Below are 25,086 nucleotides of genomic sequence, written 5' to 3' on the forward strand. Positions count from 1 at the left end.
CGCCGTGGGCCGCCGATCATGGCATCACGGCAGGCACATGCCTGATTCCGCCCCGCTCGATGAAATGGTCGACGGCGCCGGCGGCTTCCGCCCGCACTGGGGCGGGCTGCTGGGCGCCCTCTCCTCGCTCGGCCGGGGCGAACTGGCCGAGCGCGCCAGGCTGCTCGACCAGCATTTCCTGGACGAAGGCGCCACCAGCCTGCTGCCGGGCGGCTCCAATCTCCCGGCCTGGCGCTGCGACCCGGTTCCGCTGATCCTGCCGCCGGGCGAATTCGATGCGCTGGCCGGCGGCCTTGCCCAGCGTGCCACGCTGCTCGAAGCGATCCTGCAGGATGTCTACGGGCCGCAACAATTGCTGGCGGAAGGCCTGCTGCCGCCGGCCCTGGTCTTTGCCAACCCGGCCTTCCTGCGCTCCTGCCGGGACTCGGCGGGGCACCGCCCGGGGCCGCTGCTGCATCTGTATGCTGCCGACCTGCTGCGTGCCCCCGACGGCACCTGGCGGGTGCTGTCGGACCGCACCGCCGGCCCGACCGGCCTGGCCCATGTGCTGGAGAACCGCCGCGCCCTGTCGCGCTACGTGCCGGAATTGGTCCGGGCGCGCGACCTCAGGCGGCACGGCCCCTTCTTCGACATCTGGCAGGATGCGCTGCAGCGCCTGGCGCCGCCCACGGCGGATGGCCGCAACCCCGGCGTCGCCATGCTCACCGCCGGGCATTCCAGCCCGCACTGGTACGAGCACGTCATCCTCTCCCGCCGGCTGTCCTGCGCCCTGGTCGAGGGCGGCGACCTGACGGTGCGGGACGGCGCGCTGTACCTGAAGACCCTGCGCGGGCTGCAGCCCGTCGACGTGCTGCTGCGCCGGGTCGACGGGCGGCAGATGGACCCGCTGGAGGGCGACCAGAGCCCGGTGCATGGCGTCGCCGGCCTGCTGGACGCGGTGCGGTCGGGGACCGTCCGCATCGTCAACGATCCCGGCGCCGGCTTCGCCGAGGCCCCGGGGCTGGCCGCTTTCCTGCCCGCCCTTGCCCAGCGGCTGCTGGGGGAGCCGCTGCGGTTGGGCGCCGCCCGCACCCTCTGGCTCGGCGACCCGGCGGCGCGCGCTGTGGTCGGCGCCGACCTGGACCGCTGGATGGTCCGCCGCGCGGTGGACGGCACGGTGCGCTCGATCACCGCCGCGGCGCTGCCCGACCCGGCGCGGGCCGAGCTGGTTCAGCGAATCCTCGCAGCACCCGAGGAATACGCCGTTTCCGCCCGCATGCCGGCCTCGGTCGCGCCCTGCTCGGGGTCGGAGGGGCTGGAGCCGCTGCCGGTGATCCTGCGGCTCTTCCTGGTGCATGACGGCAGCCGCTGGCAGGCCCTGCAGGGCGGCCTGGCGCGGGCCTTCCCGGCGCCCGACCCGGGCACCGGCGCGCGGCCCGGCATGCGCTTCAGCAAGGATGTCTGGGTCCCCTTCGAGGACATGACGGAGGTCCAGGGCGGGCCGCAGCTGCTCACCCTGCCGTCGCTGCCGATCCGCCGCGGCAGCGGCGACCTGCCGAGCCGCGTCGCCGACAATTTCTTCTGGCTGGGCCGCTACCTCGAGCGGTTGGAAAGCGCCGCCCGGCTGCTGCGCGCGAGCGCCGCCCGCCTCGCCACGACCAGCGCCAGCCCACGCGAGCTGGCAGAATTGAAAAGCCTGGCCGCCTGCCTGGTGCGGGCCGAGCTGCTGGACGCCGAGACGGCGCAGGAGATCGGCACCGTGCCGGTGACCCGCGCCCTGCTGCGTGCGGTGCGGGAGAAGGGGCGGATGCAGTCCCTGCTGAACCAGGTCGCCCGCCTCGCCGGCCTGCTGCGGGACCGGCTGACCGGGGAGATGCACCTGGCGCTGAACCGCGGCCTCCGCCAGCTGGCCGAGGAGTTCAACGCGGTGCCGCTGGGCCGTGAGGAGACGCGCGGGTTGGAGGCCCTGGGGAATGCCAGCGCCGGCGTGCTCGGCTTCGCCGCCACCGTCGCGGGGCTGGCCGCCGAGAACATGGTGCGCGGCGGCGGGCGGTTGTTCCTCGACCTCGGCCGGCGGGTCGAGCGCGCCCAGGCGATCGTCGCCGAGTTGACCCGGGCGCTGGACCAGCCGGGCGCCGCCACCCAGCCGGCCCGGCTGGAGCCGGGTCTGCGGCTGGTACTGGAGCTGCGCGATTCGGTCATCACCTATCGCAGCCGCTACCTGACCGTGCTGCAGGCCGCGCCCGTGCTGGACCTGGTGCTGGCCGACGAGGGCAATCCGCGCGGCCTCGCCTTCCAGCTGGCCGCAGCGCGCGACATGCTGGTGGACCTGGAGGGCGAGCCTGGGTCACCCTTGGCGCAGGTGGCGGAATCGCTGATCGAGGAAGCGCGAGGGATGGTGCGGCAGGTGGCGGAGGCGCCTTCCCAGGCGGAGGCGGCGGTCAGGCTACGGCCCCGGCTGATCGCGATGGAGGGCGCGATCGCCGCGCTGTCCAACCGCATCACCCGGCGCTGGTTCGCCCTGCTGCCGGCGCCGCACAGCCTGGGACCCGCGCCCGCGGTCCGCCTGCGCGGCGCCGCGTGATCTACCGGGTCCGGCACACCACCCGCTATGCCTATGGCAGCACGGTGGACCTGGCGGCGCATATGCTGCACTTGCGGCCGCGCGACCTGCCCTATCAACGGGTGGTCTCGGCCGGGATCTCCACACTGCCCGAGGCCTCGCGCCGGCAGGACCGGGTGGACCATTTCGGCAATGCCGTCACCTGGCTGTTCATCGACGCGCCGCACGACGTCTTCGAGGTGACGGCCGAGGCCGAGATCGAGGTGCGCTACCCCGACCCGCCCGCGGCCGAGGCGACCCTGCCCTGGGAACAGGTCGCGGCCCTGGCCCGGGCCGGCGGGCCGGGCGCCTGGCAGGCGGCGGAATACCGCTTCGACAGCCCGATGTGCCCCGCGGTCGCCGCGGCCGGGGCCTACGCCGCGGAGAGCTTTCCGGCCGGCCGGCCGGTGCTGGCCGGGCTGGTCGAGCTCAACCGCCGCATCCGCACCGATTTCCGCTTCCGCGCCGGGGTGACCGACCTGCACACCCCGGTGGCCGAGATCCTGCGGCGGCGGGAGGGGGTCTGCCAGGACTTCACCAACCTGATGATCAGCGGGCTGCGCGCCATCGGCCTGCCGGCGCGCTATATGTCCGGCTACATCCGTACCCGCCCGCCACCCGGCCAGCCGCGCCGCCGCGGCGCCGACCAGAGCCATGCCTGGGTCGGCGCCTGGCTGGGGCCGGAGGACCAGTGGGTCGAGCTCGATCCGACCAACGACGTGGTGGTGCGGGACGAGCACGTGGTGCTGGGCTGGGGCCGCGACTACGGCGACATCAGCCCAGTGCGCGGGGTGATGCTGGGCGGCGGCGACCATGGGTTGGAGATCGGGGTGGATCTGGAGCCGATCGAGGAGGAGGAGACGGCGGCGGGCGGCTGACCCTGTCGGCCTTCAGGCCTGACCCTTCGCAACCCGCGGCTTCCCCTTGGCCAGCAGCACGAAGAGGATGGCGATCGCCGAGGCCGCCATGTAGAGGCCGAAGGCGTTGAGGTAGCCGATCATCGCCGCCTGCCGCTCGATCTCCTTCGCCAGCCGCGCCAGGCCCTGCGGCGTCTCGGTGCTCCAGCCGCCCATGATGTTGGGCGCGGCCAGCGACCGGTTGTAGGGCGAGACCAGCTCGGTCATCCGGCTGTAATTCATCGTGGTGGACCGGACGATCTCGGCCACGCTGAGCGAGATGAACAGGCTGGAGCCCAGGTTGCGCAGCAGGTGGAACAGTGACATCGCCTCGGCGGTGTAGCGGCTGTCGAGCGTGCGGAAGGTCAGCACCGTCAGCGGCACCCAGATGATCCCGACCGCGACGCCCTGCAGCACCGCGTTCCACAGCAGCGTATCGACATCGACGTTGAGGTCGAGGCACATGAGCCACAACCCCGAGACCACCAGCAGGCCGAAGCCGATGCTCATGCCGAGCCGCGGGTCCCAGCGGCCGATCAATAATGTGCTTCCAAAGCCGATGACGCCGCCGATGCCGCGGTAGCCGACGATCTGGCCGATGATGCTGTCGGGGTAGCCGGCATAGGATTGCAGCAGGGTCGGCAGCAGCACGATGGGGGTGAAATTCACCATCCCGTAGATCAGCACCAGCGCCAGCCCCAGGGCGTAGTTGCGGTCCAGCAGCAGCCGCAGGTTCAGGAAGGGCCTGTCCGTGGTCAGCGAATGCGCCAGGAAGACATAGAAGGCGAGGGCGGCGATGCCGATCTCGGCGATGATCTCCGGGCTCTCCAGCCAGTCCAGCCGCTGGCCGCGGGAGAAGACCAGCTGCAGGCAGGCGATGGCGGTGGCCAGCGCCAGGAAGCCGAGCCAGTCCATCGGCACCTGCTGGCCGGGCCGGTCGGGCGGCAGGATGACGGCGACCGCGGCGGCCGCCAGGGCACCCGCCGGGACGATCATGTAGAAGGCCCATCGCCAATTGTAGGTCTCGGCCAGCATGCCGCCGAAGACCGGGCCGATCACCGGCCCCAGCACCACCGTCATGCCGAAGATCGAGCTGACCAGGCCCGCCTGTCTTCTCGGGAAACTGTCCAGCACGATCGCATTGGCCAGCGGCACCACCGGCGCGCCGATGCCGCCCTGCAGGATACGCCAGAGCACCAGCGTCTCCAGGCTCTCGGCCTGGCCACACAGCCAGGTCGCCACGGTCGAGCCGATGACCGCCACCAGCAGCACCCGCTTGCGGCCGAACCGGGCCGCCAGGAAGCCGCTGGTCGGGGTGGCGATGGCGGTGGCCAGGATGTTGAAGGTGGTGGTCCAGGCGATCTCGTCCGGCGTCGCCGCCATGCTGCCCTGCATCTGCGGCAGCAGGGTGGAGGCGACCAGCAGGGTGGTGGCGTAGAGCGTCGAGCACAGCACCACCGCCGCCAGGATCAGCACCCGGCGGATGACGGGAAGCTCCAGGCTTTCCGGCGAATCCGACATTTTCCGCGACGACCACCTCGTAACCTTGACGAAAGTGTGCCGGGCGATGATGACTTAGGCAACAAACCACGGCCAGCCCCTCATGCCCCGCCCAGGACCCGCCCGTGCCGCCCCCGGATGACCGTCGCCATATCGGCTTTCTCATCGCCGACGTGGCGCGACTGATGCGGTCCTCCTTCGACCGGCGGGTGAGACGGATGGGGCTGACCCGGGCGCAATGGCTCGTGCTCAGCCGGCTCGACCGCCACCCGGGCATCAGCCAATCCGAACTGGCCGAGATGCTGGAGGTGGAGCGCGCCACCGCCGGGCGGATGATCGACCGGATGGAGCGCCGCAACTGGCTGGTCCGCCGCCCCGATCCCGCCGACCGCCGCATCAACCGGCTGTTCCTGACCGCCGAGGCCCATGCGGTGCAGGTCGAGATGGGGCTGATCGCCGAGGGGCTGCTCGACGACGCCATGGCCTCGCTCGACGAGAGCGAGCGCGAGGCGCTCACCGACATGATGGAGCGGGTGAAGGGCCAGCTGCTGAGCATGGGCGCGCGCCGCCCCGAGGCACGCCCCGAAGACCGTCCCGGGGCGGCGCCATGAGCGCGCCGCTCCGCCGCCGCCTCCTCCGCTTCACCTTGCTGGTCGGCGTGCCGCTGCTGGCCCTGGCCGGGGCCGCGTTGATCTGGCAGCGCGGCGGCCGCTACATCACCACCGAGAATGCCTATGTCCGGGCCGACATCGTCCAGGTCGCACCCGAGGTCGCCGGCCGCATCCTGGAGGTCGCGGTGCGCGACCATACCCGCGTCGCCGCCGGCGACGTGCTGCTGCGGCTCGACCCCGAGCCCTTCCGCCTGGCGGTCGAGCGCGCCGAGGCCGAGCTGGACACCGCCCGTACCCTGGTCGAGACCGCCCGCGCCACCTACCGAGAGACCCAGAGCGAGATCGGTGAGTTGCAGTCCCGCGCCGACTACCTGCTGCGCCAGGCCCGCCGCCAGCAGGACCTGCACGCCCGCGGCGTGGCGGCGCCGAGCAAGATGGAGGAGACGCAGAACGAGGCCGACGTGGCGCGCGAACGCATCAACGTGGTCCGCCAGCGCCTGGTGCGGCTGCTGGCCACGCTGAAAGGCGACCCCGACCTGCCGATCGACGACCACCCGACGGTGCGCGAACGTCTGGCCGAGCGCGACCAAGCCTTGCTCGACCTGCGCCGCACCACCATCGCCGCGCCGGTCGGCGGCACCATCGTCAACATGCGGCTGCAGCGCGGCGAGCAGGTTAAGGCGGCGACGCCGATCTTCTCCCTCGTGTCCGAACGCCGGCCCTGGGTCGAGGCCAACCTGAAGGAGACCACCCTGACCCATGTCAGCGTCGGCCAGGCGGTGGACGTGGTGCTGGACCTCTACCCGGAGGTGACCTGGGTGGGCGTGGTCGAGAGTATCAGCCCGGCGACGGGCGCGGAATTCGCCATCCTGCCGCCGCAGAATGCCTCGGGGAACTGGGTGAAGGTGGTGCAGCGGCTGCCGGTGAAGATTCAGCTGCAACCCTTCGCCGGGGAGCCGCCGCTGCGCGCCGGCATCACCGCGACGGTGGCGATCGACACCGGGCGGCAAAGGCGGCTGGAGGACATCGCCGCCGCGGTGACGGGCTGGATACGGGGCAGCGCCAGTGCGGCGGCGGTGGCCAGCAAGTAAGGCAAGGTCAGGGAAGAAGTATCCTCCCTGACCCTCCTCTGTTTTTGGGCGTCGGCACCTGCCGCGCGGCGGGTGCCGGATTTCCAAGAAGGAAGGGTGGGGCTTGGCGAGGGAATACGTTTCCCTCCCCAACCTTGCTTGTCCGGCCATGGCCTTTCGCAGGTGCGAAACCCACGGCCCTTTGGCGCGTCCTGCCTCTGCCCGCGACTGCCGCCGGGCGCGTCCCGGAGGCCCGCCATGCGACTCTTCCGCTGCCAGCACTGCGATCAAGTGCTGTATTTCGAGAACACCAAATGTGAGCGCTGCGGCCATCGACTCGGCTTCCTGCCCGAGGTGACGCGGCTCTCGGCGCTGGAGCCCGGCGAGAACAACGAATGGCAGCCGCTGGCCAAGCCCGGCCAGCGCCGGTTGTTCTGCACCAACGCGCAATACGACGCCTGCAACTGGCTGGTGCCGGAGGGCACGACGGATGCCTACTGCGTCGCCTGCCGGCACAACCGCACCGTCCCCGACCTGACCGTCACGGCCTATCTCGCACCGTGGCGGAAGATCCAGGATTCCGAGCGGCGGCTGGTCTATGCCCTGCTGCGGCTTGGCCTACCGCTGCAGGACCGGGTCGAGGATCCGCAGCATGGCCTGGCCTTCGACGTGCTGGCCGACCCGCCGCAGGGCGGCACCTCCCGCGTCATGACCGGGCATGATGAGGGACTGATCACCATCGCCCTCGTCGAGGCCGACGACGCCGAGCGCGAGAAGCGCCGCACTGCGATGGGAGAGCCCTACCGCACCCTGCTCGGGCATTTCCGGCACGAGAGCGGGCACCACTACTGGGACCTGCTGGTGCGCGACGGCAACCGGCTGGAGGCATGTCGCGCGGTCTTCGGCGACGACAGCCAGGACTACAACGCGGCGTTGCAGCGCCACTACCAGTCGGGTCCGCCGGCGGACTGGCAGACCTCCTTCGTCAGCGCCTATGCGACGACGCACCCGTGGGAGGACTTCGCCGAGACCTGGGCGCACTACCTGCACATCATCGACACGCTGGAGATGGCCGACGCCTTCGGCCTGCAGGTCTCGCCCAAGGTGGCGAAGACCGACGACCTGGATACGTCGATCAACTTCGACCCCTATGCGCAGGAGTCCATCCAGCCGCTGGTCGAGGCCTGGTTGCCACTGACTTTCGCGGTGAACAGCCTGAACCGCTGCATGGGCACGGCGGATCTGTACCCGTTTCTGCTGTCGCCACCGGCGATCGATAAACTGGACTTCGTCCATCGCCTGGTGCGGGAGGTCAGCCGGGACCGGGCGAAGCCGTAAGGCCGGGGGAGAAGGTATTCTGCCCCGAACCGCGCGGCGAATACCAAGCCCGCACACAGGAAGGGTGGGGTTGGGGAGGGAATGCCTTTCCCTCCCCAACCTTGCCTTCAGTCGACCTTCACCACCAGCTTGCCGAAATTCTTGCCTTCCAGCAGCCCGATGAAGGCCTGCGGTGCATTGCGCAGCCCTTCCGCCACGTCCTCCCGCCAGGCCATCCGGCCATCCGCCATCCAGCCGAGCATCTCCTTGCGGAACTGGCCGTAGCGCGGCCAGCCCTTGTCGCTGACGATGAAGCCCTGGATGTGCAGACGCTTGCGCACCACGGCGCCGAGGTTGGGGCCCGGCGCGCCGCCGAAGCTGTCGGCGCCCTCGACCGAATTGTACTGGCTGATGACGCCGCACATCACCATGCGGCCGAAATCGCGGAAGCGCGGGAAGACTGCCGCCTGCACCGGGCCGCCGACATTCTCCCAATAGACGTCGATGCCCTCGGGGCAGGCCGCGTCGAGCTGCGCGTCGAGGTCGCCTCTGTGGTCGATGCAGGCATCGAAGCCCAGCTCCTCCGTCACGTACTGGCACTTCTGCGGCCCGCCGGCGATGCCGATGACCTTGCAGCCGCGGATCTTCGCGATCTGCCCGACCACCTGGCCGACCGCGCCCGAGGCGGCCGAGACCACCACCGTCTCGCCGGCCTTGGGCTGGCCGATATCCTCGAGGCCGACCCAGGCGGTCAGGCCCGGCATGCCGAGCACGCCGAGATTGGCCGAGAGCGGCGCCTCCTTGGGGTCCACCTTGATCAGCCCGGCGGCCTTCACGCAGGAGTAGCGCTGCCAGCCATAGCCGCCCGCGACGATGTCGCCTGGCGCGAAGCCCGGCGCCTTGGAAGCGACCACCTCGCCGGCGGTGCGGCCTTCCATCACGGCGCCGAGCTCGACCGGCTTGGCGTAGCTCTTCGCCTCGGCCATGCGGCCGCGCATGTAGGGGTCGAGCGAGAGGTACTGGTGGCGGATCAGCACCTCGCCCTCCTGCGGCTCCGGCACCGCCGTCTCGACGATCTCGAAATCCTCGGCGACCGGGGCGCCCTTGGGGCGGCGGCGCAGCAGCACCTGCAGGTTGGCGTTGGTCATGGCATTCCTCCTCGTTGAGCAAAGGCCGGCCGGGTGGTCTCAATCCGGCCGCGTGATTTGCTCGCTTGATCAAGCCTGGACCGGCCGTGCCCAAGCAGGGCCGGTCCAGCTGGGCGCAACATCGCCCCGGTTGCGGCCCGGGGGAAGGGGGCCACCTGCTGCGCATGACCCAACGCCCCACCGAACGCGTCGCCGACTACCCCCGCCCGCCGCGGCTGGAACGTAGCGACCGCCTGGTCCGCATCATGCTCGGCGGCGAGACCATCGCCGAGACGCGCGAGGCCATGCGCGTGCTGGAGACCTTCCACCCGCCGAGCTGGTACCTGCCGCCCGAGGCCTTCCGCCCCGGCGTGCTGCGCCCGGCCTCCGGCGGCAGCTACTGCGAATGGAAGGGGAAGGCGCGCTACTGGACGCTGGCCGCCGGGGGCGTTGTGGCGGAGGCCGCCGGCTGGTCCTACCCGGACCCGACCCCGGCCTTCGCCGACCTGCAGGATCATGTCGCCGTCTATGCTGGCCGGATGGATGCCTGCTTCGTCGATGGGGAGCGGGTGGTGCCGCAACCCGGCAGGTTCTACGGCGGCTGGATCACCGCCGAGCTGGTCGGTCCCTTCAAGGGCGGGCCCGGAACGCTGGGGTGGTAGCGCCACGCGCTCAAAATCGTGAACTGGATGAGCGCGACATTGCCCCGTCGGCAAGCCGTTGTGATCCGCGTTCCAACGCCAATCCGGCGAGGGTGGCGGCGGAACCTTCTGGGGATGACACTGCATGCGAATCCACACTCTCACGCTTGCCCTCGTCGCCGCGGTGGCATTGACGGCCTGCGCCGACGTGAAGACGACCAGCGGCCCGCCGGTCGCCGGCACCGCGGCCGGCCCGGGCTCGGCGCCGCTGACGCAACAGGCGCGTGACACCATGGGCGCCAACAGTGCGAATGCCTCAAGCGGCACCGCCACCATCACCGGCACCCGCTCCGGTGGCGACGGCGGCGCCAAGCCGCAGATCGGCTATACCGGCGCTGCGCCGAGCGGCGGCGCCGGCAGCCCGACCCCCGTGCCGCTGCCGACCGGTGGCCGCCGCGAGGGCAACAAGGGCAGCTGAACCGGCTGTCCGGCGGGGCTCAGCCGAGCCCCGCCATCGCCCGCCACTCCGCTTCGGTCAGGACCTTGACGCCGAGCTCGGCGGCCTTCGCCGCCTTGCTGCCGGCATCCGCGCCGACCACCACGAAATCCGTCTTCTTCGACACGCTCTTGGTCACCTTGGCGCCGAGCGTCTCGGCCCGCGCCTCGGCCTCGGGCCGGGTCATGGTCTCCAGCGTGCCGGTGAAGACCAGCACCTTCCCGGCGAAGGCCGAATCCGCGGCGCTGGTGAAAGCGACCGGTGCGGGCGTGACCTGGCCGGCGAGGTCGTCGAGCGCCGCGATGTTGTGCGGCTCATCGAAGAAGTCGACAAGCTCCTGCGCGATCGCCGGGCCGATACCCTGGATCGAGCCCAATTCCTCCCGTGCCTCCGACCCGATGATGCGTGCGGCCAGCATCCTCTCCCGCCATTCGGGCAGCGAATGATAGTGCCGCGCCAGCAGCTTCGCGTTCGCCTCGCCGATCCGACGGATGCCGAGGGCGAAGATGAAGCGGTCGAAGGGCGGTGTCCGCCGTGCCTCGATGGCGCGGACCAGGTTGCGGGCCGAGAGCGCGCCCCAGCCTTCCAGCGCGGCGATCGTCTCCTCGTGCGCCGGCAGGCGGAAGATGTCGGCAGGCGAGGCCAGCAGGCCGGCATCGCGCAACTGGACGATCCGCTCCTCGCCGAAGCCGTCGATGTCGAGCGTGTTGCGGGCGACGAAATGCTTGAGGCGCTCGATCGTCTGGGCCGGGCAGATCAGCCCGCCGGTGCAGCGCTTCACCACCTCGCCCGGCGGGCGCACCGCATGGCTGCCGCAGAAGGGGCAGGTGTCGGGGAAGGCGAAGGGGGTGCTGTCGGCCGGGCGCTTCTCCGGCACGACGGAGACGACCTGCGGGATGACGTCGCCGGCGCGCTGCAGCACCACCGTATCGCCGACGCGGATGTCCTTGCGGGCGATCTCGTCCTCGTTGTGCAGGGTGGCGTGCTGTACCATGACGCCGCCGACATTCACCGGCTCCATCACCGCGCGCGGCGTCAGCGCCCCGGTGCGGCCGACCTGGATCTCGATTCGCAGCAGCGTCGTCGTCGCCTGCTCGGCGGGGAACTTCCAGGCGATGGCCCAGCGCGGCGCCCGGCCGACGAAGCCGAGCCGGGTCTGCCAGTCCAGCCGGTCCAGCTTGTAGACCACGCCGTCGATGTCGTAGGCGAGGCCGGCGCGCTGATCGGCCATCCGCGCCTGGAAGGCCTCGGCCGCCTGCTCGTCGGGCAAGGGCTCCGATAGCGGGTTGACCTGGAAGCCCCAGCGCTTCAGCTGGTCCAGGTAGCCGGAATGGGTCTCCGCCACCGGCGCGCTGGAGACCCCCTGGGCATAGGCGAAGAGCTTCAGCGGCCGCCGCGCGGTGATCCCGGGGTCGAGCTGGCGCAGCGACCCGGCTGCGGCGTTGCGCGGATTGGCCGGGATGCGGATGGCCTCGCCGACCTTCTCCCCGGCTTCGCGGCGCGCCTCGCGCTCGGTGAAACGCCGGGTCTGCTCGGCCTGGAAGGTCAGGAAATCCGCCTTGGTCATGAAGACCTCGCCGCGGATCTCGATCCGGTCGGGGAAGGGCGCCGGGAGACGACGTGGCAGATCGGCCAGCGTGAGCAGGTTGGCGGTGATGTCCTCGCCCTCGCTGCCGTCGCCGCGCGTAGCGCCGCGGACGAAGACGCCCTGCTCGTAGGTCAGGTTCACCGAAAGTCCGTCGATCTTCGGCTCGGCGACGAAGGCAAGCACCTCCGTTTCGGCCAGGCCGAGGAAGCGGCGGATGCTGCGGGCGAATTCGAGGAAATCCTCGGCCGCGAAGGCATTGCCGAGGCTGAGCATCGGCGTGCCGTGCCGCGCCTTGGCGAAGCCGGCGGCCGGCGGCGCGCCGGGCGCCGCGTCGGTCGGGCTGTCGGCGCGCTTCAACTGCGGGAAGCGCACCTCGATCGCCGCGTTGCGGCGGCGCAGCGCGTCGTATGCGGCATCGGTGACCTCGGGCGCATCCTGCTGGTGGTAGGCCCGGTCGTGATGCGCGATCTCGGCGGCCAGGGCGGCGAGCTCGGCGGCAGCCTCGGCCTCGTCCAGCGCCTCGGGCGGCCGGGCACGGCGTGCGGCGCTCATGGCAGGCTCTCCCCGGCCAGCCGGTCGAAGGTCTCACCGGCGAGCAGGAAATCGGTCACCATCGCCTCCTCGGCGCCGAGCGTGGCATGGAAGCCGAGCGCCAGGTCGTCCCCCGCATCGGCATTCCACCAGACGAAGCGGCCGCCGTCGCGGCGCGCCGCCGCGGCGACCGCGCCGACCAGGGCCCGGCCGATGCCGCGCCGCCGCGCCCCGGGCGCGACGTACAGATCGTTCAGGAACATCCCCCAGCGGCTGTGCCCGCTGTCGTAATGGGGATGCGCGGTGGCGAAGCCGACCGCCTCGCCGGCCTGGACCGCCAGCAACACCAGCGCGCGCGGATCGCCGATCAGGTCGCGCGCCACGCTCGCCGTCGAGATCAGGTCCGGCCGCAGCCCAGGCTCGTCGTTGATCGCGCGCAGCATGGCGGCCAGCGCTGCCGCATCCGCAACGGTCGCCGGCCGGATCACAGCAGCCCGCCGGTCAGCAGGCTGTCGGCCGCCGCCCGCGCCGCATCGGTTACGCGTTCGCCAGCCAGCATCCGGGCGATCTCCTCCCGCCGCTCGCGCTTGCCCAGCGGCTCGACCGTGGTCGCCGCGCGGTCGCCCTTCACCGACTTGGCCACCCGAAGCTGCTGCGCCCCGCGCGCCGCGACCTGCGGGCTATGAGTCACCACCAGTACCTGCAGCCGTTCCGCGACGCGGGCCAGACGGTCGCCGACCGCCGCCGCGGTGGCGCCGCCGATGCCGGCATCGACCTCGTCGAAGACCAGGGTCGGCACCGGCGAGCCCCGCGCCAGCACCACCTTCAATGCCAGCATCAGCCGCGACAGCTCGCCGCCCGAGGCGATCTTCTGCAGGTGCCCGGGCGTCTGACCGGGATTCGTCGAGACCAGGAAGGTAACCCGGTCCATCCCGTCCGCCGCCCAGCCGCTTTCCTCGCGCGGCGCCACCTCGACCACGAAGCGGGCGCGGTCGAGCTTGAGCGGCGGCAATTCCTTCGCCAGGGCGGATTCCAGTCGCTTCGCCGCGGCCGTCCGCGCTTCGGTCAATGCCCGTCCGGCGGCCAGGTAGGCGATGCGCGCCTTGGCGGCGGCGGCTTCCAGCCCGGCGACGCGCTCGGTGCCCGCATCCAGCGCGCCGAGCCGGTCCTTCAGCTGCGCCAGGTGCGCCGGCAGCTCGACCACCGGCACGGCATGCTTGCGGGCGGCGGCGCGGAGGCCGAACAGCCGGTCCTCCAGCACCTCCAGCCGGCGCGGGTCGGGCCCGCCGTCATGCATCATCCGTTGCAGCGCCATCTCCGCCTCGGCCAGCGCATCCTGCGCCTGGGCGAGGAAGCCGAGGATCGGCTGCGCTTCCTCGTTCGGTGCCGGCAGGCGTTCCAGCGCGCGGGACGCGCCGCGCAGCGCATCGCCCGGCCCGCCGCCGCGGCGACGGTCGCGCGGCTGCAGTTCCGCCAGCGCCGCGGCGATGCTCTCGGTGCGCCGTTCGCTTTGCTGCAGGCGCTGGCGCTCCTTGGACAGTTCCTCCTCCTCGCCCTCCTCCGGGGCGAGGTCGGACAGTTCCTGGACCGCGTGGCGAAGGAATTCCTCGTCGCGCTGGGCGGCGGCAATCGCCTCCCGCGCCGTGGCCAGCGCGCGGGCCGCCTCCCGCCAGCCGCGATGCGCCGCGGCGGTGGCGTTGCGGCGGCCTTCCAGCCCGCCAAAGGCGTCGAGCAGCGCGGCATGGGTCGCCGGATCCGCCAGGCCGACCTGGTCGTGCTGGCCCTGGACCTCGACCAGCGTCGCCGCCAGCCGGCGCAGCAGGGTAACGCCGACCGGCTGGTCGTTGACGAAGGCGCGGCTGCGGCCGTCAGCCTGCACCACGCGGCGCAGCACCAGCGTGTCCTCGCGCTCGATCCCCTGTTCGGCCAGCACTGCCAGGGCCGGGTGCCCGTCCGGCGGGGCGAAGGCGGCGGTGACCGAACATTGCGCCTGGCCGCTGCGGACCATTCCCGACTCGGCACGGATGCCGCAGGCCAGGCCGAGGCTGTCCAGCAGGATCGATTTGCCCGCGCCGGTCTCGCCGGTCAGCACCGTCAGCCCGGGGCCGAAGGCGAGGTCGAGCCGCTCGATCAGGACGACGTCGCGGATGGCAAGGGAGGTCAGCATCGGCGGGGCGCGACCGGCCCTGGCCTCAGAACACCCAGTTCCAGGCTCGTCGCGCGAAGCCCGGCCGGTCCTGCGCGGAGGCCTCGGCGCCCGCCACCAACAGGGCGTAGCTGTCCTGGTACCAGGGGCTGCCGGGGAAGTTGTGGCCGAGCACCGAGGCGGTCTTCCTCGCTTCCTCCGTCAAACCCAGGGTCAGGTAGACCTCGGTCAGCCGGTGCAGCGCCTCCGGCACGTGATTGGTGGTCTGGTATTCCTCCACCACCCGCTTGAACCGGCCGATCGCCGCGGCATAGAGACGTTGGCGCTGGTAGTAGCGGCCGATATTCATCTCCTTGCCCGCCAGGTGGTCGCGGCCGAGGTCGATCTTAAGCCGGGCGTCGCGGGCATAGGCGGTTTCGGGGAAGCGGTTCACCACGTCCTGCAGCGCCGCCATGGCCTGTTCCGTGGTGCGCTGGTCGCGCTGCGCATCGGCGATCTGCTCATAGTACGACAAGGCGCGCAGATAAAAGGCATAGGCGATGTCACGGTGCGCCGGATGCAGCTGGATGAAGCGGTCGAGCGCGCCGATCGCCTCGGCATAGCGGTTGCGCTGATACTCGGCATAGGCCGACATCAGCTTGGCGTTGGTTGCCCATGTCGAATAGGGGTGGTCGCGCTCGATCTGGTCGAAGTAGTCGGCCGCCGCGGCATAGCGCTTGGCCTGCAATGCCTCGACGCCGGCCGCATAGAGGCCCTCCGGCGAGGGATCGACCGTGGCATTCGCCGTGATCCGGCGCTCGCCATCCAGGGTAGCCTGCTTGCCATCCCAGCTGTCGAACCAGGACGAACAACCCGGCAGCGCAGCCAGGCCGAGGCAGAGAACGAGCAGGGTGGGGAGGCGTCTGGTCATCATGGCCCGGTCGCTGGAGTGCCGTGGCGCTGGGGCGGCTTCACGCTGCCGAGGCAGCATGCCGGCGCCCGAGGCCGCTGATCGATGCGCGGAATCCCGCGGCCGGGCAAGCCCGTCCCGCGGCGCCCCGCTCTATAGCACAGCGACGCGCCCGCCGACAGGACGGGCCGGCAACCCGGGTTCAGGCGACGGCGGCCGCCGCGGCGGCCGAGAACGGCATGCGGGCGCCGCCATCGAGGCTCGCGCCACCCGACAGGGCGCGCCAGTTGGCCCGGTCGGCGAAGAGCGCCCGCAGCAGCCGGTTGTTGAGCGCATGGCCGGAGCGATGGCCGGTGAAGCGGCCGCGAATCGGCGCCCCCGCCAGGGCCAAGTCGCCCACCACGTCCAGCATCTTATGGCGGACGAATTCGTCGGGCCGGCGCAACCCGCCAGGGTTCAATATCTCGGGCCCGTCCACCACCACAGCGTTGGCCAGGCTGCCGCCCAGCGCCAGGCCCGCAGCGCGCAGCCGCGCCACGTCCTCGGCCAGGGTGAAGGTGCGGGCATCGGCCAGGCCGGTGCGGAAGGTCTGCGGGGTGACCCGCAGGGAAACCGACTGCCGGCCGATGGCGGTGTTGGGGAAGTCGATGCTCAGCGAGGCGTCGAAGCGATCGCCACTGCCGGGGGCGAGCTCGGCCCAGGCGGCATTGGCGCCTTCACCCTCCTGCACCCGGACCGGGCGCAGGACCTCGATCGCCTCGGCCACGCCGGCGCCGATGCCGCCATGCGCGCTGAGGCCCACGCAGTCGATCAGGAAGACGAAGGGCGCAGCCGAGCCGTCGAGAATGGGGACTTCCGGCCCGTCCAGCTCGATCACCGCGTCGTCGACGCCGCAGCCGGCCAGCGCCGCCATGACATGTTCGACGGTGCCGATGCGGTGCTGCGGCGCTTCGGTGGCGCCGAGCGCAGTGCAGAGCCGGGTATCCACCACCTGATCAAACGACGCCGGGATCTCCAGGCCGATATCGGTCCGATGGAAGACGATGCCGGTGCCCGGGGCGGCCGGCCGCAGCATGAGCTGAGCACGGCGTCCGCTGTGCAGGCCGATGCCGACGCAGCCGATGGCGGCTTTCAGCGTCCGGCGGCGACCTGTCTCAAGCGCGATGTAACCGTCCATTCCAACCCCTGCGAGCCCTGGACCACGCGCCAAGGCGCTCGTCCCATCGCATAGGTGCCACGCTTGATGCGCTGCGGCGAATAAAGCCTTGTTTCGTCATATTACGCTGTAAGTCACTGATCTAAATAAATTATTGCACTGCAAAATACTTCGCTGCGTTAACGATGTGGGCAGAGATGGGAAAGGCCGCCGCGGTCACCCGCAGCGGCCCCCGAAGTCGGCCCGGGCCGGGACGGCCCGCCGGATCAGTTCGACTGGCGGCGCAGGAAGCTCGGGATCTCAAGCGCCATGTCATCCTGCTGCGGCGCCCGCGTGGCCGGGCGCGGTGCCGGCGGCTCCGACAGGAGCCGGTCCGCCACCGGGGCGGGCGCCGGCTCGGGCAGGTTGCGACGCATCAGGCCGCCGCCGGTGACGTTGCGAAACAGGTTGCGGAAGCCGCCGCCGCTCGGCGGCGGGGCCGGGCGGACCTCGACCGGGCTGACCACCGGGGCCGGACGGCCGGCGGGCACGGAGTTCGGCGCCGGTGCCGGGGTGCTCAGCATAGGCTCCGGCTCCTCGACCAGCACCGGGCCCAGGGCATGCGGCTCGGCGGCCGGCACCGGGCCGGCGGTCACCGCGGGACGGAGGAAGGAACCGGGCATGCCCACGGCGCGGCGGGTGGCAGGGCCGGGCTGCTGCACGCCGGCGACCGGTGAGGCGGCGCGGGCCGGGGCCATCGCCGGCGCCGCCGCCGGGGCGGCGGGGCGGCCACCTGGGACCAGGGTCAGCGCTTCCGGCTTCGGCGCCGGCACCGCGGCCTGCTGGCCCTGCACCGCGTCGATGCCGGTGGCAACGACGGAGACGCGCAGCCGGCCGTTCAGGTCGTCCTCGACCGAGGTGCCGAAGATGATGTTGGCGTCCTCATCGACTTCCTTGCGGATGCGGCTGGCGGCTTCCTCGACCTCGTACAGGGTCATGTCGTAGCCGCCGGTGATGTTGATCAGCACGCCGCGCGCGCCGCGCAGCGAGGCATCGTCCAGCAGCGGGTTGCTGATCGCCTTCTCGGCCGCCTTCACCGCGCGGTCGTCGCCCTCGGCCTCGCCGGTGCCCATCATCGCCTTGCCCATCTCCGCCATGACGGTGCGGATGTCGGCGAAGTCGAGGTTCACCAAGCCGGGCTTGATCATCAGGTCGGTGACGCCGCGGACGCCGTCATACAACACCGCATCGGCCATCTTGAAGGCCTCGGCGAAGGTGGTGCGCTCGTTCGCCATCCTGAAGAGGTTCTGGTTCGGGATGATGATGAGCGTGTCGACGACCGACTGCAGCTCCTCGATGCCCAGCTCGGCGGCCCGCTTGCGCTTGCCGCCCTCGAAATCGAAGGGCTTGGTGACGACGCCGACGGTCAGCACGCCGCGCTCGCGCGCCATGCGGGCGATGACCGGCGCCGCGCCGGTGCCGGTGCCGCCGCCCATGCCGGCGGTGACGAAGACCATGTGCACGCCGTCGAGGTGCTTCTGCAGCTCCTCGGTCGCTTCCTCCGCGGCGGCGCGGCCGATCTCCGGCTTGGCGCCGGCGCCGAGCCCCTGCGTGAGATGCGGGCCGAGCTGCACACGGCGTTCCGCCTTGCTGTGCACCAGCGACTGCGCATCGGTATTGGCAACGACGAACTCGACGCCTTCCAGCCCCATGGCGATCATGGTGTTGACCGCGTTGGTGCCGCCGCCACCGACGCCGATCACCGTGATGCGCGGGCTGAAATCGGTGTGCTGGGCGACAGGCAAGGTGAGGTTGAGCGTCATGCGGGCATCTCCTCAGGCAATCCTAATGAGGTCAATCGATTCGCGTCCTGCGGGTGATGCCGGGATCGGCGATTCATCCACAGGAATTTTCGGGGCGGTGTGGCGTGCTGGCTGCATCACGCGCGATCCCGCAGCCAGTTGACCAGGCGCCGGAATACGCCCGGCGGCTGCTCCAGCCCCGGCAGCAGGTCGAGCAGCGGCCGGCCTTCGCCAGCGCACCAGCCGAGCAGGCCGAGCGGCGCGGCGAAGGCCGGGCCCTGCGCGGTTTCCGGCAGGCCGCGCACCGCATGCGGCCGGCCGAGCCGGACCTGACGATCGAGCACGCGCGCGGCGAGTTCGCGCGCGCCGACCAACTGGCTCGCGCCGCCGGTCAGCACCACGCGGCGACCCATCTCCTGGCTCAGCCCGGCGGCGTCGAGCCGGTCGCGGATCAGCTCGAATGTCTCCTCCAGCCGCGGACGGATGATGCCGACCACCATGGCGCGCGGGATGCGGGCGATCTGGTCGTCCTCCTCCCCCACCAGCGGCACCGGCAGCCATTCGCGCTCGTCGTCCGGCGCGCCGAGCACGCCGCCATGCAGCGTCTTCAGCCGCTCGGCATGCGCGACTGGCGTGGAGAGCAGCCGGGCAAGGTCGTTGGTCACGTGCCAACCGCCGACCGGCAACTGCGCGGTGTGCAGCAGGTGGCCCTCGGCGAAGACCGCGAAGCTGGTGGTGCCGCCGCCCATGTCGATGACGGTGGAGCCGAGCTGCTTCTCGTCCTCGACCAGCGTCGCCAGGCCGGCGGCGAAGGGGGCGGAGACCAGTTCCTCGACCTCGAGGTCGCAGCGCATCAAACAGGAGCCGAGGTTGCGCAACGACGCCTGCGCCGCATCCACCATATGCAGCCGCGCGGTGAGCTGGTCGCAGATCATCCCGCGCGGGTCGTTGGCGCCGGGCGTCGCATCCACCGTGAAGCCCAGCGGGAAGGCATGCACCGTCTCCCGCCCGTCCTCGGCGCCGCGGCGGCGGCCTTCGGCCAGGATGGCGCGCAGGTCGGCCTCGGTCACCGCGCGGCCGCCGATCTGCCACTGGATATTGTGGTGGCGTGATTCCGGCTGGCCGCCGGAGAGGTTGACGACGACGCTGCGCAGCCTGGTGTCGGCCATCTCCTCGGCCTGACCGACCGCAGCGCGGATCGCGGCCTCGGCCTCCTCCAGGTCGATGATGCTGCCGGCCTTGATGCCGCGCGCCCGCTGCCAGCCGAAGCCGAGCGCGCGCGGCTCGCCGTCATTCTCGATGCGGGCGATGATGCAGACGATCTTGGTGGTGCCGATGTCGAGCACCGCGAAGACGCCGGACTTGGCGCCGCGGCGCCGGCGGGTCGGCGCCGGCGGGTCGATGGCGGGGGGCAGGCGGGACAGCTGGTTCATCCGCGGCCGCTCCTCGACTTCTGCTGCTCGGCCGCCGGGATGCCGGGCGGCGCCGGCGGCAGCCGCAGCACCAGCTTGTCCGGCAGCCGCAGGTCGATGGCGACCAGCGGCCGGTCCATCAGTCCCTGCTTCGCCTGCAGCTCGGCCAGCCGGGTGATCGCCGCGATCTCCTGGCCCTCCGGCAGCAGCACGTCGGTGCCGTTGCGCAGGCGTAGGTTCCAGCGCCGCTCGGAGACGCGGACCAGGGCATGGACGCGTTCCTGCACCTCAGCCGCGCTGCGCAGCGCATCGACCATCGGCGCCGCGGCACGGTCGGCGCCAAGGCCTACGATCAGCGGCAGCCGGCCGAAGGCGCCGACATTCTCGGTCGCCACCACGCGGCCCGCGCGGTCGATGACCGAGAATTTGCCGTCGCGCTGCCAGATCGCGAAGGGCTGGCGTTCCTGCAGCCGCACCTTGATGGTGCCGGGCAGCAAGCGCTCGACATGGGCCTGTTCGACCCAGGCAATCTGTTCCAGCTGCTCGCGCGCCCAATGCGGATCGAACCCCAGCATCGGGTCGCCGCGGCGGACGCCGAGCGCCTCGCGCACCAGCGCCGGCGCGGTGTGGTGCATGCCCTCGACCTGCACGTCCTGCACCTGCAGGCCGCCGGCGGCGGCGATCTCGGCCGCACCGTCCCAGATGGCGGTCATCCGGCCATAGGGATCGGCCGCCATGACCGCGAAGGCGGCCACGGCCAGCCCGCCGGCGGCCAGCACGCCGAGGCCCGCCGGGCGCAGCAAACCACGGCGGCGGCGCAGCCAGAGGCGCAGCGAAGTCGGCCGGCTCGGCGCGCTGCTGAGCGAGGCACGGCTGCGGGCAGGGGAGGGATTACGTGCCATGGCGCGCCTGCTCGACCATCCAGGCGCAGAGCGCGGGAAAGGGGATGCCGACATGCGCGGCCTGTTCCGGCACCAGCGAGGTGCGGGTCATGCCGGGCTGGGTATTGACCTCGAGCAGGAACAGCCGGCCGGGCTCGCCCGCCGTGTCGTCGTAGCGGAAATCGGCGCGGCTGACGCCGCGGCAGCCGAGCGCGCGATGCGCCGCGACCGCGGCCTCCATGGCCTGGCGCGCGGCGTCGGGGTGGATCGGTGCGGGGATGGCGTGGCGGCTGCCGCCCTCGGCGTATTTTGCCTCGTAGTCGTAGAACTGCAGGTGGGTGGCGATCTCGGTCACCGCCAGGGCGCGGTCGCCCATGACGGCGACGGTCAGCTCGCGGCCGGGGATGTACGGCTCGACCATGATCTCCGGCCCGAAGCGCCATTCGCGGGCGATGGCGGCGCGGCGGTTGTCGCCGTCCCGCAGGATGGTGACGCCGACCGAGGAGCCCTCGTTCGGCGGCTTCACCACGAAGGGCCGCGGCATCGGGTCGGCGGCTTCCAGCGCTTCCGGCGTCACCATCACATGCGCGCAGACCGGCAGCCTGGCCGCGGCGAGCAGCGCCTTGGCGGCCGGCTTGTCCATCGCCACGGCCGAGGCGCGGACGCCCGACCCCGTATAGGGCAGCTGCAGCCAGTCGAGCACGCCCTGGATGCAGCCATCCTCGCCGAAGCGGCCATGCAGGGTGTTGAAGACGACGTCGGGCTTCGCCGCGGCGAGGGCCGCGATGACGCCGGCAAGGTCGGCCGAGACATCGACCGGCGTCACCTCGAAGCCCGCCTCGCGCAGCGCCGCGATGCACTGCGTGCCGGAGGCGAGGCTGACCTCCCGCTCCGCCGAGATGCCGCCATAGAGGACCGCGACTCGGGTCGTCATGCGGGCTCTCCCAATCGCTTGATTTCCCATTCGAGCGTGATGCCGCTGTTGGCCAGGACACGGGCGCGCACCGTCTCGCCCAGTGCTTCCAGCTCGGCCGCGCTGGCGCCGCCGGTATTGAGCAGGAAGTTGCAGTGCTTCTCGCTGACCTGCGCCGCGCCCTGGGTCAGGCCGCGGCAGCCGGCGGCGTCGATCAGCTCCCAGGCCTTGCGGCCGGGCGGGTTCTTGAAGGTGGAGCCGCCGGTGCGGGCGCGGACCGGCTGGGTCGCCTCGCGCGCCGCGCGGATCTCGTCCATGCGCGCGGCGATCGACACCGCATCGCCGGGCCGCGCATGGAAGCGGGCTCGGGTGACGACGGCGCCGGCCGGCAGCGTCGCGTGGCGATACGCGAAGGCGAGTTCGGCCGCGACCAGGCGGCGGATGCCATCCGCGGTGGCGATCTCGGCCCAGTCCAGCACGTCCTTCACCTCGGCCCCGTAGGCGCCGGCATTCATCGCCACCGCGCCACCAATGCTGCCCGGGATGCCGGAGAGGAATTCCAGTCCCGTCAGCCCCGCCGCCGCGGCGTGCTGCGCCACGGTGACGTCGAGCGCCGCGGCGCCGGCGACGATCCCATCCGCCTCGACCCGGACCTGCCCGAAGGCGCCACCCAGCCGCAGCACCATGCCGGGCAGCCCGCCATCGCGGATGATGAGATTGGACGCCGCACCGAGCACGGTCAGCGGCATGCCCGCGGGCAGGCCCGCCAGCAGCGCCACCAGGTCGGCGTCGTCGGCGGGCCGCACCAGCCATTCCGCCGGGCCGCCGACGCGGAACCAGGTGAAGGGCGCCAGCGGCGCCGCAGCCTGGACGCGGCCGCGGAGGACGGGGATGGCGCGGTCGCCCCCGATGACCGCAGGGCCGCTTGGCCCGGAGGTCTCAATCGGCGGGCGCTTCATGACCATCCTGCGCGCGCTCATGCGCGCCTCATCGGCGTGACGCGCCCGCCCGGCTGAAGCGCGGTCAGTTGTTCCGGCAGGGCATGCGCCCAGGTGGTGATGCTGCCGGCGCCGAGGCAGACGACGAAGTCGCCCGGCTTGGCGATGGCGTTCACCATCTCGGCCAGGCTGTCCGGCCCCGGCAGCGGCACCACGCTGCGATGCCCGCGCGCGCGCAGGCCCTCGACCAGCCCGTCCTTGTCGATGCCCTCGATCGGCGCCTCACCGGCGGCATAGACATCCGCCACGATCACCGTCCCGGCGTCGTTCATGCAGGTGCAGAAATCCTCGAACAGGGTGGCGAGGCGCGAGTAGCGGTGCGGCTGGACCACCGCGATCACGTCCCGCGCCCCGGCCTGCCGCGCCGCCTTCAGGACGGCCGCGATCTCCACCGGGTGGTGGCCATAGTCGTCGATCACCGTGATGCCGCCGGCCTCGCCCACATGGGTGAAGCGGCGCTTGACCCCCTTGAAGCCGGCCAGCGCGCTGCGGATGGTGTCCTCGTCGATCTCCATCTCGACGCCGACCGCGATCGCCGCCAACGCGTTCTGCACGTTGTGCTGGCCGAGCATCGGCAGCCGCATCGGCTTCATCGTCCGCGTGCGGCCGGTGGTGCGGTCCTGGACGGAGACCGTGAAGGTGGCGCCCTTGCGGTCGGTCAGCAGCTTCTCCGCCCGCACGTCGGCCTGCGGCGAGAAGCCGTAGGTGACGATGCGGCGGTCGAGCTTCGGGATCATCGCCTGGACTTCCGGGTGGTCGAGGCAGAGCACCGCGAAGCCGTAGAAGGGGATGTTGGAGACGAACTGGGCGTAGCCCTCCTTCATCGCCTCGGCCGTGCCCCAGTGGTCCAGGTGCTCGGCATCCATGTTCGTCACGATGGTGACCACGGAGGGCAGCCGGAGGAAGGAGCCGTCGCTCTCGTCGGCCTCGACCACCATCCATTCCCCGGCGCCGAGCCGCGTGTTGGTGCCATAGGCGTTGATGATGCCGCCGTTGATCACGGTCGGGTCGATCTTGGCGGCTTCCAGCACGCAGGCGACCAGGCTGGTGGTGGTGGTCTTGCCATGCGTGCCGCCGACCGCGATCGACCATTTCAGCCGCATCAGCTCGGCCAGCATCTCGGCCCGCCGCACCACCGGGATCAGCTTGGCGCGGGCCGCCTGGACCTCCGGGTTGTCCTTCTTCACGGCGGTCGAGACGACGACGACCTGCGCCGCGCCCAGGTTTTCCGCCGCATGGCCCACCGTCACGGCGATGCCGGCGGCGCGCAGCCGGGCGACGTTGTAGCCCTCGGCGATGTCGCTGCCCTGGACCTGGTAGCCGAGGTTGTGCAGCACCTCGGCGATGCCGGACATGCCGATGCCGCCGATGCCGACGAAGTGGATGGGGCCGATGGTGAGGGGCAGGGCGCGCATTCAGTGGGAATCCTGCCGGGCGCGGGCCCGCACGAGGGAAAGGATGAGGTCGGCGAGCCGCCGCGCCGCATCCGGCTGGGCGAGCTTCGCCGCGGAGGCGGCGGCGCGGGCCAGGCCGCGGTCATCCGCCAGCAGCGCGCCGAGCTGGCTGGCCAAAGTCGCCGGGGTCAGGCTGGCCTGCGGCATGACGATGGCCGCGCCGGCTTCGGCCAGGGCGCGGGCATTGGCCTGCTGGTGGTCGTCGATCGCATGCGGCAGCGGCACCAGGATGGCCGGGCGGCCGGCGCAGGCGAGCTCGGCGATGGTGCCGGCGCCGGCCCGCGCCACCGCCAGATGCGCGGTGGCCAGCCGCCCGGCAACATCGGGGAAGAAGGCGGAGAGCTCGGCCGGCACGCCGGCCGCGTCGTAGGCGGTGCGGACCCGGGCCAGGTCCTCCGGCCGGCACTGCTGCGCGACCACCAGGCGCTTCCGCAGCGGCTCCGGCAGCGCGGCGACGGCGGCGGGGACGATATCGGCGAAGATCCGGGCGCCGAGCGAGCCGCCGAGTACCAGCAGCCGCAGCGCGCCCTCGGTCCCCGGATAGCCGGCGCCGACCAGCGCGGCCAGCGCCGGGCGAACCGGGTTGCCCACCACCTCGGCCTTCGCGCCGGCCGGCACCCGCGCGGTGCTGCCATGCGACAGGGCGAGCAGGTCGGCGCGCGGCGCCAGCAGCCGGTTGGCACGGCCGAGCACGGCGTTCTGCTCGTGCAGCACGGTCACCGGGCCACGGCCGAACATGGTCATGGCGGCGAGCAGCGGCGGCACGCTGGGATAGCCGCCGAAGCCGACCACGGCGGCGGCGTGCAGGTCGCGCAGCAGGCCGCGCGCCTGCATGGTCCCAGCAGCCAGCGCCACCGCGCCCTTGGCCGCCCGCAGCGCGCCGCGGCCGGCGAGGCCGGAGCCCTTGACCACGAAGCGTTCGGCATTGGCGAAGGCCGGGCTGTCGAAGGCCGCCGACCGTGCATCGGTCATCAGCGCGATACGCTCGCCGCGCGCCAGCAACTCGGCGGCCAGCGCCTCGGCGGGGAACAGGTGCCCGCCGGTGCCGCCGGCGGCGATGACGATGGGATGCACCGCGGGGCCTCTCACTCTCCCCTC

General features: G+C 71.9%; 21 protein-coding genes. 7 read left to right on the forward strand and 14 right to left on the reverse strand.

Annotation, left to right across the window (positions count from 1 at the left end; genetic code table 11):
• Positions 1 to 37 precede the first annotated feature (37 nt).
• Positions 38 to 2,563, forward strand: a complete 2,526-nt coding sequence (locus ACFQS7_RS17170) for a circularly permuted type 2 ATP-grasp protein (protein WP_380068327.1) — start codon at positions 38 to 40, stop codon at positions 2,561 to 2,563.
• Positions 2,560 to 3,459: a transglutaminase N-terminal domain-containing protein gene (locus ACFQS7_RS17175; RefSeq protein ID WP_380068328.1), complete on the forward strand. Its 900-nt coding sequence runs from the start codon at positions 2,560 to 2,562 to the stop codon at positions 3,457 to 3,459. Before ACFQS7_RS17170 ends, ACFQS7_RS17175 begins: the two co-directional genes overlap by 4 nt.
• A gap of 12 nt (positions 3,460 to 3,471) precedes the next feature.
• Here ACFQS7_RS17175 and ACFQS7_RS17180 read toward each other — a convergent pair whose 3' ends face one another.
• A complete protein-coding gene (locus ACFQS7_RS17180; protein WP_380068329.1) occupies positions 3,472 to 4,998 on the reverse strand; it encodes a DHA2 family efflux MFS transporter permease subunit in 1,527 nt (508 codons plus the stop codon).
• Positions 4,999 to 5,102: 104 nt separating this feature from the next.
• Between ACFQS7_RS17180 and ACFQS7_RS17185 the strand changes: the two genes are divergently transcribed.
• From ACFQS7_RS17185 to ACFQS7_RS17195, 3 genes are all read left to right on the forward strand, one after another.
• Complete coding sequence (locus tag ACFQS7_RS17185) at positions 5,103 to 5,588, forward strand: MarR family winged helix-turn-helix transcriptional regulator (protein WP_380068330.1); 486 nt, start codon at positions 5,103 to 5,105, stop codon at positions 5,586 to 5,588.
• Positions 5,585 to 6,679 carry an efflux RND transporter periplasmic adaptor subunit gene (locus ACFQS7_RS17190; RefSeq protein WP_380068331.1) on the forward strand — a complete coding sequence of 365 codons (1,095 nt, stop codon included), beginning with the start codon at positions 5,585 to 5,587 and terminating at the stop codon, positions 6,677 to 6,679. Before ACFQS7_RS17185 ends, ACFQS7_RS17190 begins: the two co-directional genes overlap by 4 nt.
• A 237-nt stretch (positions 6,680 to 6,916) precedes the next feature.
• Positions 6,917 to 7,996, forward strand: coding sequence for a putative zinc-binding metallopeptidase (locus ACFQS7_RS17195; protein WP_380068332.1), 1,080 nt, complete (start codon positions 6,917 to 6,919; stop codon positions 7,994 to 7,996).
• A gap of 107 nt (positions 7,997 to 8,103) precedes the next feature.
• On the opposite strand, the gene ACFQS7_RS17200 is transcribed toward ACFQS7_RS17195, so the two are convergent.
• The gene (locus ACFQS7_RS17200; RefSeq protein ID WP_380068333.1) at positions 8,104 to 9,123 is read right to left on the reverse strand and encodes an NADP-dependent oxidoreductase; all 1,020 of its coding nucleotides are present in this window, start codon (positions 9,121 to 9,123) and stop codon (positions 8,104 to 8,106) included.
• Between the two features lie 164 nt (positions 9,124 to 9,287).
• Between ACFQS7_RS17200 and ACFQS7_RS17205 the strand changes: the two genes are divergently transcribed.
• Positions 9,288 to 9,764, forward strand: coding sequence for a DUF427 domain-containing protein (locus tag ACFQS7_RS17205; RefSeq protein WP_380068334.1), 477 nt, complete (start codon positions 9,288 to 9,290; stop codon positions 9,762 to 9,764).
• A 124-nt stretch (positions 9,765 to 9,888) separates the two neighbouring features.
• Complete coding sequence (locus ACFQS7_RS17210; RefSeq protein ID WP_380068335.1) at positions 9,889 to 10,221, forward strand: hypothetical protein; 333 nt, start codon at positions 9,889 to 9,891, stop codon at positions 10,219 to 10,221.
• Between the two features lie 19 nt (positions 10,222 to 10,240).
• Here ACFQS7_RS17210 and ligA read toward each other — a convergent pair whose 3' ends face one another.
• The 12 genes from ligA to murG all read right to left on the reverse strand — a co-directional run bounded on the left by ligA (position 10,241) and on the right by murG (position 25,077).
• The gene (gene ligA / locus ACFQS7_RS17215; RefSeq protein ID WP_380068336.1) at positions 10,241 to 12,379 is read right to left on the reverse strand and encodes an NAD-dependent DNA ligase LigA; all 2,139 of its coding nucleotides are present in this window, start codon (positions 12,377 to 12,379) and stop codon (positions 10,241 to 10,243) included.
• A complete protein-coding gene (locus ACFQS7_RS17220; protein WP_380068337.1) occupies positions 12,376 to 12,846 on the reverse strand; it encodes a GNAT family N-acetyltransferase in 471 nt (156 codons plus the stop codon). The genes ligA and ACFQS7_RS17220 overlap by 4 nt, the downstream gene beginning before the upstream one ends.
• Positions 12,843 to 14,525, reverse strand: coding sequence for a DNA repair protein RecN (gene recN / locus ACFQS7_RS17225; RefSeq protein WP_380068338.1), 1,683 nt, complete (start codon positions 14,523 to 14,525; stop codon positions 12,843 to 12,845). The genes ACFQS7_RS17220 and recN overlap by 4 nt, the downstream gene beginning before the upstream one ends.
• Before the next feature lie 25 nt (positions 14,526 to 14,550).
• Positions 14,551 to 15,417, reverse strand: a complete 867-nt coding sequence (locus tag ACFQS7_RS17230) for an outer membrane protein assembly factor BamD (RefSeq protein WP_380068339.1) — start codon at positions 15,415 to 15,417, stop codon at positions 14,551 to 14,553.
• A 178-nt stretch (positions 15,418 to 15,595) separates the two neighbouring features.
• Complete coding sequence (lpxC, locus tag ACFQS7_RS17235; RefSeq protein WP_380068340.1) at positions 15,596 to 16,570, reverse strand: UDP-3-O-acyl-N-acetylglucosamine deacetylase; 975 nt, start codon at positions 16,568 to 16,570, stop codon at positions 15,596 to 15,598.
• A 245-nt stretch (positions 16,571 to 16,815) separates the two neighbouring features.
• On the reverse strand, positions 16,816 to 18,351 hold the full coding sequence (ftsZ, locus tag ACFQS7_RS17240; RefSeq protein ID WP_380068341.1) for a cell division protein FtsZ: 1,536 nt from the start codon (positions 18,349 to 18,351) through the stop codon (positions 16,816 to 16,818).
• 116 nt (positions 18,352 to 18,467) lie between these two features.
• The gene (ftsA, locus tag ACFQS7_RS17245) at positions 18,468 to 19,763 is read right to left on the reverse strand and encodes a cell division protein FtsA (protein WP_380068342.1); all 1,296 of its coding nucleotides are present in this window, start codon (positions 19,761 to 19,763) and stop codon (positions 18,468 to 18,470) included.
• Positions 19,760 to 20,644, reverse strand: coding sequence for a cell division protein FtsQ/DivIB (locus ACFQS7_RS17250; protein ID WP_380068343.1), 885 nt, complete (start codon positions 20,642 to 20,644; stop codon positions 19,760 to 19,762). The genes ftsA and ACFQS7_RS17250 overlap by 4 nt, the downstream gene beginning before the upstream one ends.
• Positions 20,634 to 21,557, reverse strand: a complete 924-nt coding sequence (locus ACFQS7_RS17255) for a D-alanine--D-alanine ligase (protein WP_380068344.1) — start codon at positions 21,555 to 21,557, stop codon at positions 20,634 to 20,636. The genes ACFQS7_RS17250 and ACFQS7_RS17255 overlap by 11 nt, the downstream gene beginning before the upstream one ends.
• Positions 21,554 to 22,516 (reverse strand): UDP-N-acetylmuramate dehydrogenase, encoded by a 963-nt coding sequence (murB, locus tag ACFQS7_RS17260; RefSeq protein ID WP_380068345.1) that lies wholly within the window; start codon positions 22,514 to 22,516, stop codon positions 21,554 to 21,556. The genes ACFQS7_RS17255 and murB overlap by 4 nt, the downstream gene beginning before the upstream one ends.
• A complete protein-coding gene (gene murC / locus ACFQS7_RS17265) occupies positions 22,513 to 23,949 on the reverse strand; it encodes a UDP-N-acetylmuramate--L-alanine ligase (RefSeq protein ID WP_380068346.1) in 1,437 nt (478 codons plus the stop codon). Before murC ends, murB begins: the two co-directional genes overlap by 4 nt.
• The gene (gene murG / locus ACFQS7_RS17270; RefSeq protein WP_380068347.1) at positions 23,950 to 25,077 is read right to left on the reverse strand and encodes an undecaprenyldiphospho-muramoylpentapeptide beta-N-acetylglucosaminyltransferase; all 1,128 of its coding nucleotides are present in this window, start codon (positions 25,075 to 25,077) and stop codon (positions 23,950 to 23,952) included.
• Between the last annotated feature and the right edge of the window lie 9 nt (positions 25,078 to 25,086).

Origin of the sequence: Dankookia sp. GCM10030260, from assembly GCF_042666655.1 — a bacterium.
In the GTDB taxonomy this organism is placed as follows: domain Bacteria; phylum Pseudomonadota; class Alphaproteobacteria; order Acetobacterales; family Acetobacteraceae; genus Paracraurococcus.

What these genes read in the sequence shown, in the direction of transcription:
- ACFQS7_RS17170 (WP_380068327.1), top strand. Translation starts at nt 38, where the DNA reads ATGCCTGATTCCGCCCCGCTCGATGAAATGGTCGACGGCGCCGGCGGC.
- ACFQS7_RS17180 (WP_380068329.1), bottom strand. Translation starts at nt 4,998, where the DNA reads ATGTCGGATTCGCCGGAAAGCCTGGAGCTTCCCGTCATCCGCCGGGTG.
- ACFQS7_RS17190 (WP_380068331.1), top strand. Translation starts at nt 5,585, where the DNA reads ATGAGCGCGCCGCTCCGCCGCCGCCTCCTCCGCTTCACCTTGCTGGTC.
- ACFQS7_RS17195 (WP_380068332.1), top strand. Translation starts at nt 6,917, where the DNA reads ATGCGACTCTTCCGCTGCCAGCACTGCGATCAAGTGCTGTATTTCGAG.
- ACFQS7_RS17200 (WP_380068333.1), bottom strand. Translation starts at nt 9,123, where the DNA reads ATGACCAACGCCAACCTGCAGGTGCTGCTGCGCCGCCGCCCCAAGGGC.
- ACFQS7_RS17205 (WP_380068334.1), top strand. Translation starts at nt 9,288, where the DNA reads ATGACCCAACGCCCCACCGAACGCGTCGCCGACTACCCCCGCCCGCCG.
- ACFQS7_RS17210 (WP_380068335.1), top strand. Translation starts at nt 9,889, where the DNA reads ATGCGAATCCACACTCTCACGCTTGCCCTCGTCGCCGCGGTGGCATTG.
- ligA (WP_380068336.1), bottom strand. Translation starts at nt 12,379, where the DNA reads ATGAGCGCCGCACGCCGTGCCCGGCCGCCCGAGGCGCTGGACGAGGCC.
- recN (WP_380068338.1), bottom strand. Translation starts at nt 14,525, where the DNA reads ATGCTGACCTCCCTTGCCATCCGCGACGTCGTCCTGATCGAGCGGCTC.
- ACFQS7_RS17230 (WP_380068339.1), bottom strand. Translation starts at nt 15,417, where the DNA reads ATGATGACCAGACGCCTCCCCACCCTGCTCGTTCTCTGCCTCGGCCTG.
- lpxC (WP_380068340.1), bottom strand. Translation starts at nt 16,570, where the DNA reads ATGGACGGTTACATCGCGCTTGAGACAGGTCGCCGCCGGACGCTGAAA.
- ftsZ (WP_380068341.1), bottom strand. Translation starts at nt 18,351, where the DNA reads ATGACGCTCAACCTCACCTTGCCTGTCGCCCAGCACACCGATTTCAGC.
- ftsA (WP_380068342.1), bottom strand. Translation starts at nt 19,763, where the DNA reads ATGAACCAGCTGTCCCGCCTGCCCCCCGCCATCGACCCGCCGGCGCCG.
- ACFQS7_RS17250 (WP_380068343.1), bottom strand. Translation starts at nt 20,644, where the DNA reads ATGGCACGTAATCCCTCCCCTGCCCGCAGCCGTGCCTCGCTCAGCAGC.
- ACFQS7_RS17255 (WP_380068344.1), bottom strand. Translation starts at nt 21,557, where the DNA reads ATGACGACCCGAGTCGCGGTCCTCTATGGCGGCATCTCGGCGGAGCGG.
- murB (WP_380068345.1), bottom strand. Translation starts at nt 22,516, where the DNA reads ATGAGCGCGCGCAGGATGGTCATGAAGCGCCCGCCGATTGAGACCTCC.
- murC (WP_380068346.1), bottom strand. Translation starts at nt 23,949, where the DNA reads ATGCGCGCCCTGCCCCTCACCATCGGCCCCATCCACTTCGTCGGCATC.